Origin of the sequence: Pseudomonas frederiksbergensis (assembly GCF_017114915.1) — a bacterium.
In the GTDB taxonomy this organism is placed as follows: Bacteria; Pseudomonadota; Gammaproteobacteria; order Pseudomonadales; family Pseudomonadaceae; genus Aquipseudomonas; species Aquipseudomonas frederiksbergensis_I.
In genome coordinates, this window is the sequence record NZ_JAAUOE010000010.1 from 1 (window position 1) to 14,681 (window position 14,681).

The 14,681-nt window shown below is 60.7% G+C and carries 14 protein-coding genes; 7 read left to right on the plus strand and 7 right to left on the minus strand.

All coding sequences use genetic code 11. From position 1 onward, the window contains the following. Positions 1-187: 187 nt before the first annotated feature. From HCU66_RS09825 to nirB, 3 genes are read right to left on the minus strand one after another with little or no spacing between them, the layout of a single operon-like run. Positions 188-628, minus strand: a complete 441-nt coding sequence (locus HCU66_RS09825) for a CBS domain-containing protein (protein ID WP_205888294.1) — start codon at positions 626-628, stop codon at positions 188-190. A gap of 31 nt (positions 629-659) precedes the next feature. Further along, a complete protein-coding gene (gene nirD / locus HCU66_RS09830) occupies positions 660-1,046 on the minus strand; it encodes a nitrite reductase small subunit NirD (protein ID WP_205888295.1) in 387 nt (128 codons plus the stop codon). Further along, positions 1,046-3,607 carry a nitrite reductase large subunit NirB gene (gene nirB / locus HCU66_RS09835; protein WP_205888296.1) on the minus strand — a complete coding sequence of 854 codons (2,562 nt, stop codon included), beginning with the start codon at positions 3,605-3,607 and terminating at the stop codon, positions 1,046-1,048. The genes nirD and nirB overlap by 1 nt, the downstream gene beginning before the upstream one ends. Before the next feature lie 510 nt (positions 3,608-4,117). On the opposite strand from nirB, the gene HCU66_RS09840 reads away from it, so the two are divergent. Together HCU66_RS09840 and HCU66_RS09845 are read left to right on the plus strand one after the other, a co-directional pair. Then, positions 4,118-5,089 (plus strand): TerC family protein, encoded by a 972-nt coding sequence (locus tag HCU66_RS09840; protein WP_277397056.1) that lies wholly within the window; start codon positions 4,118-4,120, stop codon positions 5,087-5,089. Between the two features lie 150 nt (positions 5,090-5,239). Continuing rightward, complete coding sequence (locus tag HCU66_RS09845; RefSeq protein ID WP_205888297.1) at positions 5,240-6,166, plus strand: bifunctional 5,10-methylenetetrahydrofolate dehydrogenase/5,10-methenyltetrahydrofolate cyclohydrolase; 927 nt, start codon at positions 5,240-5,242, stop codon at positions 6,164-6,166. Positions 6,167-6,344: 178 nt separating this feature from the next. Here the strand turns inward: HCU66_RS09845 and HCU66_RS09850 are convergent, their stop codons facing one another. Further along, positions 6,345-6,863 (minus strand): SgcJ/EcaC family oxidoreductase, encoded by a 519-nt coding sequence (locus HCU66_RS09850; RefSeq protein WP_205888298.1) that lies wholly within the window; start codon positions 6,861-6,863, stop codon positions 6,345-6,347. A gap of 170 nt (positions 6,864-7,033) precedes the next feature. Here HCU66_RS09850 and HCU66_RS09855 point away from each other — a divergent pair, with 170 nt between their 5' ends. The 4 genes from HCU66_RS09855 to HCU66_RS09870 are packed head-to-tail and all read left to right on the plus strand — an operon-like array spanning position 7,034 to position 11,649. Further along, positions 7,034-8,221, plus strand: a complete 1,188-nt coding sequence (locus tag HCU66_RS09855; protein ID WP_205888299.1) for a sensor histidine kinase — start codon at positions 7,034-7,036, stop codon at positions 8,219-8,221. Then, the gene (locus HCU66_RS09860) at positions 8,214-8,864 is read left to right on the plus strand and encodes a response regulator (protein ID WP_205888300.1); all 651 of its coding nucleotides are present in this window, start codon (positions 8,214-8,216) and stop codon (positions 8,862-8,864) included. Before HCU66_RS09855 ends, HCU66_RS09860 begins: the two co-directional genes overlap by 8 nt. Beyond that, a complete protein-coding gene (locus HCU66_RS09865) occupies positions 8,861-11,188 on the plus strand; it encodes an ATP-binding protein (RefSeq protein WP_205888301.1) in 2,328 nt (775 codons plus the stop codon). The genes HCU66_RS09860 and HCU66_RS09865 overlap by 4 nt, the downstream gene beginning before the upstream one ends. Beyond that, positions 11,185-11,649 (plus strand): response regulator, encoded by a 465-nt coding sequence (locus HCU66_RS09870; protein ID WP_205888302.1) that lies wholly within the window; start codon positions 11,185-11,187, stop codon positions 11,647-11,649. Before HCU66_RS09865 ends, HCU66_RS09870 begins: the two co-directional genes overlap by 4 nt. Here HCU66_RS09870 and HCU66_RS09875 read toward each other — a convergent pair. Beyond that, positions 11,626-12,546, minus strand: a complete 921-nt coding sequence (locus HCU66_RS09875; RefSeq protein ID WP_205888303.1) for an alpha/beta fold hydrolase — start codon at positions 12,544-12,546, stop codon at positions 11,626-11,628. The two genes, HCU66_RS09870 and HCU66_RS09875, sit on opposite strands and share 24 nt — an antisense overlap. Positions 12,547-12,879: 333 nt before the next feature. On the opposite strand from HCU66_RS09875, the gene HCU66_RS09880 reads away from it, so the two are divergent. Beyond that, positions 12,880-13,575 carry a glutathione S-transferase family protein gene (locus HCU66_RS09880; protein ID WP_205888304.1) on the plus strand — a complete coding sequence of 232 codons (696 nt, stop codon included), beginning with the start codon at positions 12,880-12,882 and terminating at the stop codon, positions 13,573-13,575. 20 nt (positions 13,576-13,595) lie between these two features. Here the strand turns inward: HCU66_RS09880 and HCU66_RS09885 are convergent, their stop codons facing one another. Further along, the gene (locus HCU66_RS09885) at positions 13,596-13,925 is read right to left on the minus strand and encodes a hypothetical protein (protein WP_205888305.1); all 330 of its coding nucleotides are present in this window, start codon (positions 13,923-13,925) and stop codon (positions 13,596-13,598) included. A 75-nt stretch (positions 13,926-14,000) separates the two neighbouring features. Beyond that, positions 14,001-14,681, minus strand: coding sequence for a phosphoribosyltransferase (locus tag HCU66_RS09890; protein ID WP_205888306.1), 681 nt, complete (start codon positions 14,679-14,681; stop codon positions 14,001-14,003).

A 14,681-nucleotide genomic window follows, 5' to 3' on the forward strand; every position in this document is an offset into this window, starting at 1 on the left:
ATCAGGAATGGACGCAATTCTGGACTGGTTCGAAAGGCATGTCAAGAACTGGAGGAAAATAATTCCGGATGCGTTATCGAGTGCCTTTATTCAACTCAAGAAAACCTCGGCCCTCCCGACAGCCGTTATCAGGCCTTCGCTCGCTGACACGCCTGCACGGCCGGTGAGCGACGTCGGCCCGACGTCCTCAGTGCCCGCGAATGTAGTGCTCCAGTTGCCGAATCAAATCGGCCTGCTCGACGATGGCTTCCTTGACCAGATCGCCGATCGACAGCAGCCCGATCAATTCACCGCCCTCCAGCACCGGCAGATGGCGCAAATGACTGTCGGTCATCACCTCCATGCAGCGCTCGATGCTCTGCAAGCTGTCGGCGGTCACCACCGGTGCGCTCATGATGTCGCGCACCGGCGTGCCGACCGAAGAACGCCCCTGCAGCACCACTTTGCGCGCATAGTCGCGCTCGCTGATGACGCCGATCACCTGCCCTTCTTCGATCACGGGCAGCGCGCCGACGTTCTTTTCGGCCATCATTTTCAAGGCGTCGAGAACCATCTCGTCCGGTGCAATGCTATGCACCTGCTGGTTTTGCACGACTTTCAGTTTCAGCAACTGTGCGGCTGTTTTCATCCACGTTCTCCGATACGGTTCAGGGCGGCGGTCAAGCCGCCGCGACTTCCACGACGCCGGCGTTCAGGCGCACCGGCCAGACCCGCAGGCGCTGCTCCGGGTACTCCAGGCAACTGCCATCCTCCAGACGGAAATGTTGCTTGTAGATCGGCGAAGCCACCACCAAATCGCCCTTGAGGCTACCGATCAAGCCGCGGCCGATGACGTTCGCGCCGGATTGCGGATCATGGTTGTCGATGGCGTAAAGGGTGCGGCCTTCAGCCTGCGGCAGGTAGAACAGCGCCACCTGGGCGCCGTCGAGCCAGACGACAACGCCGGAGTTGCTGACCAGATCCTGCTGGCTGCACACCGCCTGCCAGGCCTGGGCATGGGCCGCGGTGGCCAGGGCATCGACACGCTGGGTAGTGGACTGGCTCATCAGGCATTCTCCTCGGTGACAGGGATAAGGTTGAGTTCGGCGGCCATGATCGGCCGGCGTTGACCGCGTTCCTGAACAAAGTGGATGTCCGGATCCGGGCGTTGATCGTTGACGAAAGTGCGGAAACGCTTGAGTTTTTCCGGGTCTTTGAGGGCGTTGGCCCATTCGCATTCGTAGCGGTTGACCACCAGTTGCATCTGCGACTCGAGTTCCTCGCCAAGCCCCAGGCTGTCGTTGATGATCACGTCCTTGAGGTAATCCAGACCGCCTTCCAGGCTTTCACGCCAGACCGAGGTGCGCTGCAATTTGTCGGCGGTGCGGATGTAGAACATCAGGAACCGGTCGATGTAACGGATCAGGGTTGCATCGTCCAGGTCGGTGGCGAACAGTTCGGCGTGGCGCGGGCGCATGCCGCCGTTGCCGGCCACGTAGAGGTTCCAGCCATTCTCGGTGGCGATCACGCCCACATCCTTACTCTGCGCCTCGGCACATTCACGGGTGCAGCCAGACACCGCGAACTTGAGCTTGTGCGGCGAGCGCAGGCCTTTGTAGCGATCCTCCAGGGTCAGGGCCATTTTCACGCTGTCCTGCACACCATAACGGCACCAGGTACTGCCCACGCAAGACTTCACGGTGCGGGTCGATTTGCCGTAGGCGTGCCCGGTTTCGAAACCAGCCTCGATCAGCTCGGACCAGATGTCCGGCAGCTGATGCAATTGCGCGCCGAACAGGTCGATCCGCTGGCCGCCGGTGATTTTGGTGTAGAGGTCGTATTTCTTCGCCACCACGCCGATCGCGATCAGCTTGTCGGCCGTGATCTCGCCCCCGGCGATGCGTGGCACCACCGAATAGGTGCCATTTTTCTGCATGTTGGCCATGAAGGTGTCGTTGGTGTCCTGCAACGGCACCAGCGAGGCGTCCATGATCGGCTGGTTCCAGCATGAGGCGAGGATCGAGCCCACCGCCGGTTTGCACACATCGCAACCGGTGTGACCACGGCCATGCTTGGCCAGCAGTTCTTCGAAAGTGATCACCCCTTCTACCCGCACCAGTGCATATAGCTCCTGACGGGTATAGGCGAAGTGTTCGCACAGGCTCTTGTCGACGCTGACGCCACGGGCAATCAGCTCATGCTCGAACACTTGCTTGAGCAGCCCCGCGCAACCGCCGCAACCGGTGCAGGCCTTGGTCTGCGACTTGAGCAGGCCCAGGTCGGTGCAGCCGCCGTCGATGGCCGAGCAGATCGAACCCTTGGTGACGTTATGGCATGAGCACACCGTTGCCGACTCGGGCAACGCGCCCGGGCCCAGGGTTGGCGCGCCGGCGGACGATGGCAGAATCAGGCTGGCCGGTTCCGACGGCAAGGCAATGCCGTTCTGCATGTATTGCAGCAGGGTGTCGTAATAGCTGTTGTCGCCAACCAGCACTGCGCCGAGCACGCGTTTGCTGTCGGCGTCCACCACCAGACGACGGTAGCTGGCCGTCGCTTCGTCGATGAACTGATAACTGCGCGCACCCGGTGTCTGGGCATGAGCGTCGCCGATGGAACCGACGTCGACGCCGAGCAGTTTGAGCTTGGTCGACATGTCGGCGCCCTGGAACGGCTCGGCGGCTTGATTGCACAGCAGGGACGCCACACCACGGGCCATCTGGTAACCAGGGGCGACCAGGCCGAAGAGGCTGCCATTCCAGGCAGCACACTCGCCGATGGCGTAGATGCTCGGATCGCTGGTCAGGCACTGGTCGTCGATCACCACGCCGCCACGAGGACCGATGTCCAGCGCGCATTGGCGGGCCAGCGCATCTTGCGGGCGGATGCCGGCGGAGAACACGATCAGGTCGGCTTCGAGAAATTCGTCGTTGGCAAAATTCATCCGGTAACGGTACTGCTCGCCGGCACTGATCGACTGCGTGCCACGGGACAAGTGCACGCCCACGCCGAGTCGCTCGATTTGCGCCTTGAGCGCCAGGCCACCCTGCTCGTCCAGCTGCACCGGCATCAGGCGCGGGGCGAATTCCACCACATGGGCTTCCAGCCCCAGGCTTTTCAGGGCGTTGGCCGCTTCCAGGCCGAGCAGCCCACCGCCAACCACCACGCCACGCCGGGCATTGGCCGCCGCGGCACGAATGGCGTCGAGGTCTTCAAGGGTGCGATACACCAGGCGCGAATCACCTTCAGCACCTTCAATGGGCGGCACGAAAGGATAAGAGCCGGTGGCCAGCACCAGTTTGTCGTAGGCGACGCAACCTTGTGCGGTGATCACCTGACGCCGTGCGCGGTCGATCTCCAGCACCGGCACGCCCAGATGCAGGGTGACGCCCGGCGTCTGGTACAGAGAGGCTTCGCCCAAGGCCAGCGACTCGGCATCGCGACCACCGAAATACTCGGACAGATGCACGCGGTCGTAGGCACGCATCGGCTCTTCGCTGAAGACATGCAGGCGGTAGTGGTCGAGGGCGCCGCGCTCGATGAGCTGCTCGACACAATGATGTCCGACCATGCCATTGCCGATCACGATCAGCGTTTGCAGTTTGTTCAATGCGGCAACATTGGAATTCATAGTAAGCACCCAGCCAAAGCCAATCACGGTTAAAAAAGCAAAAAAAAACGCCTGAAACCTCTCGGTTTCAGGCGTCTTTGCCTGTTCTTCGCGGTGTTGACCTGGCGCCTTCGCCGGATCCACCGATGTTGCCCACGACCTGCTCGGCCGGTCGATCTTCGTTGATCGACGGGGCGGCCCACTGCGTGGACCTTGATCGATGTCATGCAGCGTTTGTGCCAGTTGCGGATCGGCGTCTTGAAAAGGTCTTATCGGTGGGGATCTAGCGGGGCTTAACGTGATTTCCCTTGCGAATCATTGAGGCTCGGGACGATTCGGTTTTTGCCTTGGCATAGTGCAGGCCACCTGCGGTGAGCTTCATAAAAGTGCATGCACCTCAATGAATGAAAGAACAGCAACACTTCGTAAATAACGAAATGTTGGTAAAGAATATTCGATTTTTCTTCGCCGCAATCTCCCCGCTAGCATGACCCTGTCGGCTCCAGAACACATCGAGACAGGGAGAACGACATGCGGCCCATGAACATCGGTGAACCCTGGATGTGGTTCGCCTTCATCGTCTTCGTTCTTGCCATGCTGGCCGTGGATCTGTTTGTCCTCGGTGGGCGCAAGGCGCATCGGGTATCGGTGCGCGAGGCGTCGTGCTGGGTGGTTGCGTGGTGCGCGCTAACGCTGACCTTCGCGGGATTGCTCTGGTGGTATTTGAATGGCGAGTTCGGACCTGAGATCGCCCAGCGCAAAATCCTCGAATTCCTCACGGGCTACCTGATCGAGCAGTCACTGTCGATCGACAACATGTTCATCTTCGTGATGATTTTCGGCTACTTCGCCGTGCCGCCGGAGTTGCAGCGCCGGGTGTTGCTGTACGGTGTGCTCGGGGCAATTGTGATGCGTGGGGCGATGATTTTCGCCGGCGTGTGGTTGGTGTCGCAGTTTGTGTGGCTGCTGTATGTATTCGGTGTGTTCCTGATCATCACCGGGATCAAGATGCTGATATTCGCCCATCAGCGGCCTGACCTTGATAAAAACCCCTTGTTGCACTGGATACACGGCCATCTGCGCGTCACCAGCGGACTTCATGGCGAACACTTTTTTGTGATGCAAGACGGTCGGCGCTGGGCGACGCCAATGTTTCTGGTGCTGGTGCTGATCGAGGCCAGCGACCTGATCTTTGCGGTCGACAGCATCCCGGCGATCTTCGCCATCACCACCGATCCGTTCATTGTGTTCACGTCGAACATCTTCGCGATCATGGGCCTGCGGGCGCTGTACTTCCTGCTGGCCGACATGGCTGACCGCTTCCACCTGCTCAAATACGGCTTGGCGATCGTGCTGGTGTTCATCGGCGCCAAGATGACGCTAATGCCGTGGCTTCAAATGCCGGTTGAATGGTCGCTGGCCATTGTTGGCGGGGTGATTCTGGTTTCGGTGGTGTTGAGTCTGATCTTGACCCGCAAGGAGGATCAAATGCGATCGCTGTAGGAGGGCCGAAGGCTGCGATCTTTTATCGTATTCGCCTGCCCTCACCTGATAATCTGAGGACCCTTGCCTGCATGTCTCTGATGGATCATCCGCGCGAAGACACCTCGATGATCACTTCACCCCCCATTCAATCAAGACACGGTGACTCTTTTGATCAGTAACACCCCTGCATTTGCCCGCGACATCGACGGCAAAGCCATTTCTGCCAAAGTCCTCGACGAAGTTCGGGATGAGGTTCTGGCCCTGGCCGGCCAACAGATCTATCCCGCCCTGGCGGTCGTGTTGGTCGGCGACGACCCGGCCAGCCACGTTTATGTGCGCAATAAACTGCTACGGGCCAAGGAAGTCGGTATCCGTTCCCTTGAACACCGCCTGCCGGAAACCGCCAGTCAGGCCCAGGTACTGGAACTGATTGCGCAACTCAATGCCGATCCCTCGGTGAACGGCATTCTCGTGCAACTGCCCTTGCCCGCTCCTATCGATGAACAGGCGGTGATTCATGCCATCGACCCGATCAAGGACGTGGACGGTTTTCATCGGGAAAACGTCGGCGGGCTGGTGCAAGGCATCGAGGTTCTGACCCCATGCACGCCCAGCGGCTGCATGCGCCTGCTGCACGAAACCTGCGGTGATGACTTGAGCGGCTTGCACGCAGTGGTCGTGGGCCGTTCGAACATTGTCGGCAAGCCGATGGCGACCTTGCTGTTGCAGGCCAACTGCTCGGTCAGCGTGGTGCATTCGCGCAGCGTCGATGCCCCGGCGTTGTGCCGGTTGGCCGATATCGTGGTCGCGGCGGTGGGTCGGCCGGGGTTGATCGACGCCAGTTGGCTCAAACCCGGCGCGGTGGTGATCGATGTCGGCATCAACCGCATCGCCGACGAGTCGGGCGAGCGTCTGGTGGGCGATGTCGACTACGCCAGCGCGCGCACCGTCGCCCGTGCGATCACCCCGGTTCCCGGCGGCGTCGGACCAATGACCATTGCCTATCTGCTGAAGAACACCCTGATCGCCAGCCGGTTGCAGCGCGCCGCGCAGGCCCGCGGGCAGCAGCCTGTGGACGACCTGGCGTTGAACTGAGCATTGATCTGACCCCAAAATTAGGATTGGTGCCCAACTTTTGGGGGGCAGATCAACCTGTAGGAGCGAGGCTTGCCCGCGAAGCTTTTGGCGTACTTGAGAACGCCTTCGCGGGCAAGTCGGATCGCCGCACCGCTCGCTCCTACAGTGGGCCGGGCCGGTCTTGCACTTCCTTTGTTTATTTCCCGGCGTGCAGCACCTGCGCTTGCGGCATCGCCGAAGAGTGGTGATTGAGAATCTTCCACTGACCGCCCACTTGCTCATAAACGAAGGTGTAGCGCGCCTGCACTTGACGGGTCTTGCCGTCGGCGTCGGTCAGGGTAAAGGTGTAGACGCCACTGTCCATGGCCACGTTGGCACCCAGTGGGCGGATCTCACGGAAGTTGATCTGGCCCACCGGCTTGAGCGCCATGAAGTGATCGAAGTAGTCCTTGATCTGCGCCGGCGTGGTGCGTACTTGATTGGAAACCGTCGGTTGCAGCACGGCGTTCGATGCATACAGGTCGACCACGCTCTGAACGTTGCCACTCTTCAACGCGCTGTTCCAATGGTCAAACAGGGCGGCGATTTCGCGTTCCTTCGCATCAACTGGCTGCTGCACCACGCTGCTGTAAACGTAAGGCACTGCCTCCAGTGCCTGGGCCAACGGGGCGCTCAGGGCGAAAAACAGGGCGATGGCTGAGGTCTTGAATTTCATTGCGCTATTCCAATGGTGGTCGATGGGCACACTGTGCCGTCCGTAACACCGCCCGCCATCGGCCAACCGGAGCCATTTGCCTATGCCATTCGGCAGATAGCGCCCTGCCCCGTTAACAAGGTTTAATGACGCCCCCGCCCGAACGGGCGTGCCAGCGCCGGAACCCTCCCATGCAAAAACCTGATCATGACCCCGGCAGCGCCCTGGCCATTCGCACCCAGTATCGGCAATCGCAAAGTCGCGCCGCGCGGCTGCGGCTGTTGGTGGATACCGGTCAGGAACTGACGCAACTGGATCCCGAGGCCATGCGTCAACGCGTGTTACAACGGGCCTGCGCCTTCCTGGCGATGGACCATGCACTGCTGCTGGAATGGGACGTGGATGCGCAAGTCCGGACCACCGCCAGTCACGGCAACCGTGATCGTTTGCACAGCCTGGAACGCCTCGCCGATACCGCGATGTGCACCCCGCACTGGCAGGAACAGCCAAGCGCGGTCTTGCCCAACGTGCTGCGGGTGCCTTTGCGCGGTGGCGATGGCGCGGCCTTCGGTGCGTTGGTGCTGGCCAACAGCGTCAGCATCAACGCGCCGGACACCGAGGACCTCGAGTCCCTGCAATTGCTCGCCACCCTGCTGGCCGCACACCTGGAGAACCAGCGCCTGCTGGACGCACTGGTGGCCCGCGAGCGCACCATGTCCGATCTGGTGCACAGGCTGTTTCGGGCCCAGGAAGACGAACGCAAACGCATGGCTTACGACCTGCACGACGGCCTGGCACAAACACTCGCCGGGCTGCATCAGCGCCTGCAAGGTTTTGCCGGTCGTTGCCCGCCACTGCCCGAGGAACTCGGCGCGGACTTACAGACGATTCTGGCACTGGCCCAGCATTGCGTGGGTGAAGGCCGACAATTGATCAGCGGCCTGCGCCCGACGGTACTCGACGATTTTGGCTTGCTCAAGGCCGTCGACAAAGAAGCGGATCGCCTGCGCGACGCCGGGATCAAAGTGAACTGGAATGCGCGTTGCGAAGCTCGCTTGCCCAGTCACGTGGAGATCGCCCTGTTCAGGATTGCCCAGGAAGCCATCAACAACATCCTCAAACATGCGCAAGCCAGCCACGTCGTCCTGGCGCTGGAACTGCTCGAAGGACAAGCCTCGCTGCGGGTGGACGACAACGGCAAAGGCTTTGCCATGGAGCAACCACTCGACACCTGCGGCGCCCGGCATCTGGGGCTTGCCGCGATGCAGGAGCGCGCGAGCCTGCTGGGCGGCGAGTTCACTTGCCTCAGCCAGGCGCACGGCGGCACGCAACTGCACGCCACCGTCCCTCTGGCCTCAATGGAACAGCTCAATGACTGACGCTATACGACTGGTGGTCGCGGACGATCATGAAGTCACGCGCACCGGCTTCGTCTCGTTGCTCGCCGGCCTGACGCAATTCGAAGTGGTCGGCCAGGCGTGCAATGGCCAGGAAGCACTGGATTTATGTGAACGGCTTTTGCCCGACATCGTCATTCTCGACATCCGCATGCCGGTGCTCAACGGGCTGGGCGCGGCACGCCTGCTTCAAGAGCGCCTGCCGAGCCTGAAAGTGATGATGTTCACCATGGACGACAGCCCCGATCACCTTGAAGCCGCCATGAACGCGGGCGCCGTGGGCTATCTGCTCAAGGATGCCAGCCGCCATGAGGTAATCGACGCCTTGCAACGTGTCGCCGCCGGCGAGCAAGCCCTCAACAGTTCAGTCAGTGCGCAGCTGCTGCGCCGCCTGACCGAGCGCAACGCCAGCGGCGCCGCCCCCGTCACCTTGACCCCACGGGAACGCCAGGTGCTGGGGCTGGTGGCCAGTGGCATGAGCAACCGTGCAATCGGCGAAAATCTCGGCATCACCACCGGCACGGCTAAAGCTCATGTGGAACGGGTCATCGGCAAACTCGGCGCCGCCGACCGCACCCAGGCCGCTGTGCGCGGCATCGCGTTGGGCCTGGTGACCCAGTCATGAAAGGTTCAAGCGCCCGCCGCTGGGCCGATCTGCCGTTACGCGGCAAAGCCCTCGTGGTGATTTCCCTGCCGTTGGTGATTCTGCTGCTCTCGCTGGTGCTGATCTATATCACCGAGCGCCAGACCGCTCGCGCGGAAGAAGACGTACGCCGTGTGCTGCTGGTGCAAGGCGACATTCAAGCGGTGCACACCCTGCTCGCCGAGGCCGCTGCCAGTGTGCGCGGCTATCTGCTGACCCACCGCGAGGATTTCCTGCCAGGCTACCGACAAGCCAAGCCCTTGATCGAATCGGCTCTGCAACGGCTCGACCGCAACGTTCGCGATGAGCGGGTGCGCAAACATCTGGAGGCGATCACACCGCTGATCGACACCAAGGTCGAGGGTCTGGTTGAACTGCTCGATGATCGCAACGCAACCCCTGAGTCGATCACCACCATCCTGATCAACAACAAGCACGTCCTCGACGAACTGCGCGAACGCATCAGCGCCATGCGCACCCTTGAGGACACCCTGCTGGCCGAGCGTACAGCGGCGGCGGCCTCCACTCGACAACGGCTGTTGTTCTCCACCCTGCTGGCCGCCGTTTGCGGGCTGTTTGGCGCCATTGTCGCGGTGCTGTTCCTGTCCAAGGGCATCGTCGCCCGGGTGAAACAGGTCCAGGGCAACGCCCAACGGCTGGCACTCGGTCAGCCGTTGTTGCCGCAACCGCCGGAAAACGATGAGATAGGTCAATTGGGCACGCGTCTGGTCGAAGCCGGGCTGCTGCTGGCCGAACGTGAACGGGCCTTGCGCGACAACGAAGAACGCCTGCGGCTGATCATCGACGGGGTGAAGGACTACGGCATTTTCGCCCTCGATACGCGGGGCGTCGTCACCAGTTGGAATGCCGGCGCCGAACGGATCAAGGGTTACACCGAACAGGAGATCGTGGGTCAGCATTTCTCCGTGTTTTATTTATCGCAGGAGTGCCCGCAACATCCCGACATGGCGCTGCGCGAGGCCACTCGCAATGGTCATTACATGGAAGAGGCCTGGCGCTGTCGTAAGGATGGCAGCCGCTTCTGGGCCAGTGTGGTGATTACCGCGCAGTACGACAGCAGTGGCGCCCTGCGTGGCTTCTCCAAGATCACCCGCGACATCACCGATCGCCGTGCCGCCGAGATCGCCCTGAGTACCGCACGGGAAGAAGCGGAGCGCGCCAGCCGCGCCAAAAGCGAATTCCTGTCGCGCATGAGCCATGAACTGCGCACGCCGCTCAACTCCATTCTCGGCTTTGCGCAACTGCTGGACATGGACTCACCCAAGGGGCAACGGGCGCAGATCGGTCATATCCTGCGGGCCGGGCAACACCTGCTGACCCTGATCAACGAAGTGCTGGACATCGCCAAGATCGAAGCCGGGCGCCTGCCGCTGAATGTAGAAGCGGTGCCCCTGGCGGTGGTGCTGCAAGAAGCCCTGACGCTGGTGTCTCCCATGGCGTGCGACGCCGGCATTCAGCTGGTCGAGTTGCCGATGCTGGCCGCCGACAACGGGATCGTCGCCGATCGGCAACGCCTGGTTCAGGTGCTGCTCAACCTGTTGTCCAACGCGATCAAATACAACCGCCCCCAGGGCCAGGTGCACATTGAGGTCAGGGTTCATCAACAGCGAATTGCCGTGTCGGTCTGCGATACCGGCAAGGGCATTGTGGCCGATCGACTGGATCAACTGTTCAAGCCGTTCGAGCGCCTGGAGACCGATCCGAACGTGGAAGGCACCGGCCTGGGGCTGGCCTTGAGCAAGAGTCTGCTGGAAATGATGAACGGCAGCCTGACGGTCAAAAGCCAGCCGGGCGAAGGCTCCAGCTTCACCCTGGAGTTGCCCTTCGTGCGCCTGCAGCCAGCCGCCGAGTCACCTGCTGCACGAATCAGCCACCCAGCGGCAAGGCCCGCCCTCGCCGCCCCCGATTACCAGGGCAAAGTGCTGTGCATCGAAGACAATCTGTCGAGCCTGGCCCTGATCGAAACCCTGCTGCAACGGCGACCGCACATCCAGTTGCTCTCAAGCATGCAAGGGCAAATGGGCCTGGACCTGGCCCGGCAACATGCACCGCAGCTGATTTTGCTGGATGTGGCGCTCCCGGACCTTGACGGCTTCAACGTCCTGCAACGCTTGCGTCAGTCCCCCAGCACCCGTGCCACGCCCGTGCTGATGATCACCGCCGATGCCAGCGACCTCACTCACCTGGCCTTGCTGGAGGCGGGAGCGACCGCGGTGCTGACCAAGCCGATTCACATTCCCTCATTCCTCGCCCACCTTGACCAGCACCTACCGGAGCCCGTGTGAACACCGACCTGCGTATTCTGATCATCGATGACCAACGGCCCAACCTCGATTTGATGGAGCAATTACTTGTCCGTGAAGGGCTGAGCAATGTACTGAGCAGCACCCAACCGTTGCGAACCCTGGACCTGTTCAACAGCTTCGAGCCTGACCTGGTCATTCTCGACCTGCACATGCCGGAGTTCGATGGCTTTGCCGTGCTTGAACAGCTCAACCGGCGCATCCCGGCCGGCGAATACCTGCCGATCCTCGTGCTCACCGCTGACGCCACCCGCGATACCCGGCTGCGCGCGCTGGCGCTGGGCGCCAAAGACTTTATCAGCAAACCATTGGACGCCCTGGAAACCATGCTGCGGGTATGGAACCTGCTAGAGACCCGCGCACTGTATAAAGCCCTGCGCACGCTGGTCCCTGCCGATCAGATCGAGTTGTTGCGTCAGCTAAAGCCGCAGCCAATTACCTGACTGAAGCGGCGGGATCACCGATGATTTGCCACTCAAAGCCAGGCTACGGGGCTGGCTTGGCGTCCTTACGACCACCGGCTGCAGAAATCCCAGCAAGGCCTGTTGGGTGTCATGCCAGGCTGTCGGGTGTTCCATGTCGAGGAAGTGTCCGGCGTTCTTGATGGTTTGAAACTGAGCCTGACGGGTATGACGCGCAAAAAGGCGGGCGTCTTCCACCGAGGTGTACTCATCCCGATCACCGTTGATGAACAGCAGCGGGACTTCGATGGCATCAGCACAGGAAACGTAGCAGTGGGTGTCCTGGGTCAGCACTTCATTGACGTGAAAATGCATCTGCTGGTATTCGTGTTCGTCCAGGCTGCTGACATGGCGTTCGTTGAAACGCTTGAACAGCGATGGCAGGTGCTTGCCGATCGTGCCGTTGATCAAACGCCCGACATTGCGCCGATCGCACGCGTGGAGAAAGTCCCGACCGCTCTCCAGATAATCGCGCATCGGCGTGTTGATCCGCGCAGCGAATGAACTGATCACCGCCTTTTCGATCCGGCGTGGCCGCTGGGCCAGCGCCACCAGGGTCGCTGCACCGCCCCAGGAAAAGGACAGCACATGGTGCGCGCGAAAGTGCTCGATCAACTCCAGCAGTATTTCGGCCTCGTCTTCCTTGCGGATCGGTTGGTCGTGCCGGTTGTGTTGTTTCGATTGACCGGCGTAGGGCTGATCGTAGAGGACCACATTGAAGCGTGGCCGCAGGTAACGCACCGTTTGTGCAAAGGATGCGGTCGTTGCCAGCGAGCCATTGACCAGAATGATGGTCTTGTCAGCGGCGGCGTTGAGATAGTGCTCGGTATAAACCTTGTACTTCTTACCAATCTCGACGATGGCAGTTATCGGCATCATTTCATTCTATTCCTTGAACAATTTGGACCAGACACACAGCTCGATCGACCGTCCGGCGTCCTCCGGGCAAGCCTGACAGCGCGAACCAGCGACAACGGTACAAGGGCGCTGAGATGAACGCCATGACTAATAAGTCACAACCCGACCAGCGGTTTCCAGTTAAGCAGGGATTTCTCCATGCGCAAGGTCGAAAAGCTTGAAAATGGCTGCCCAGACGCTTCGCCAACACCCGCCTAAGCGGGTTCATTGACCCATCGTCATCCGTACAGGGTTATCGCCGTCTGCGTTTGAGCCTTGCGCTCCCCCCCCTCAAGTCCAACGAGGAGTTAAAAAATGTCGCTGACGCTTTACTACCATCCGCTGTCATCGTACTGCCATAAAGTACTCGTCGCACTCTACGAGAACGGGATCGAGTTCGACAGAAGGATCATCGATCTTGCGGACGCTGCCGACCGTGCAGAACTTCAGGCATTGTGGCCAATCGGAAAGTTCCCGGTACTTCGCGACCCTGCTCGCCAACGTGATCTGCCGGAGTCCAGTGTCATCATCGAGTACCTGGATCGCCTGTATCCAGGTGAACGACGCCTGGTTCCAGACGATTGGGAGACCGCACTGGAGGTGCGGTTATGGGACCGTTTCTTCGACAATTATCTACAAACGCCGATCCAGCGGATTGTCAGTGATCGCCTATACGCGACCAACGGTGATTTGACGGGAGAACGGTCTACGCTTGCGACGGCGTACCGCATGCTCGATCACCGGATGGCGTCCAGAATCTGGGCGGCCAGCCCGGACTTCAGCCTGGCCGATTGCGCTGCCGCTCCGGCGCTCTTCTATGCCTGCACGCTTGTGCCGTTTCCCGACGACTGCAGCCACTTGAGCGCCTATTTTGAAAGGTTGATACAGAGACCGTCAGTCCTGAGGGTGATCGATGAAGCCCGGCCCTGGTTTTCGTTCTATCCGTTTGCGCAGGCCATCGAGCAACGGTTTCGCCAGGCGTCGGAGGAGAAAGGGTCCCGACCGGTTTAGCGCCCAATCGTGGCGGCGGTCTACCGTTGCGCCAACTCATGCCGGATGCATTGCTCGTAATACGTTTGCCTGATGCCGGCCGGCTTGAGACGCGAAGAGCTGTTATAGGTTTGCTCCGTAATTCCCATGGCCGTCATGCGCATCCACGGCCGGGGAAATTTGCGCGATTGCAGCTTCTTGCGTGCCCCATAAAGCGTGAGCCCGGAAAGTTTCGAGGCTTGCGCGCCCTCGGCAATTTCCGAACCCCAGCTGCATACATAGCGAGCGTTCTTGCTCAGTTCCTTGGCCTGAGCCCCAAGCGAGATAGCCACCAGGACAAACGTTGCAGCCATCCCTACCAAAGTCCGCATATCGCCAATGCCTAACCTGCTGAAAAGAAAGCAAGTTTGACAACGAACCGGAGATCGGGGGGCCAGCAGTTTGCCTCATTTCATCGCTGATTCTCTCTGCCAGGCCCGATGCAAAAGATCGATGACTTCTTCGTCCGATGTCTGAGAAAAGTCCGTGTACCAATGGCCGATCGATATCAGCCAGTCAGGGATCAGCGGGCAAATCAGTTCGTCCACTTCGTCGCGCAGCGCCTCTGCCGTCTCAAGGGGGGCCACCGGCACGGCAACGACGATGCGCGACGGCGCTTGCAGGCGCACGGACTGTATCGCCGCCATCATCGTGGCTCCTGTCGCCAGCCCGTCATCGATCAGGATCACCACCTGATCCTTGAGCGCCACAGGCGCACGGGACGCCCGGTATACCTGCTCGCGACGCAACAATTCCCGGGTTTCCCGTGCAACCACGCCATCGAGCGTGCGTTGATCGATACCGTTAGCCCGCAGCGCATCGTCATTCACAATCTGGATGCCGCCGCTGGCGATGGCGCCCATGGCGAACTCCTGGTGGGACGGCACCCCCAGTTTGCGGACCAGCATCAGGTCCAGGCGAACCTCCAGGGCTGTGGCCACTTCATAGGCGACCGGCACGCCGCCACGGGGTAAGGCAAGGACGATGACATCGGCTCTTTTAGCGTATTTAAGCAACGGCTCCACCAGGCTGCGGCCGGCATCGACCCGGTCATGCAAGATGGTTTGCAATGACGGACTATGAGTCAT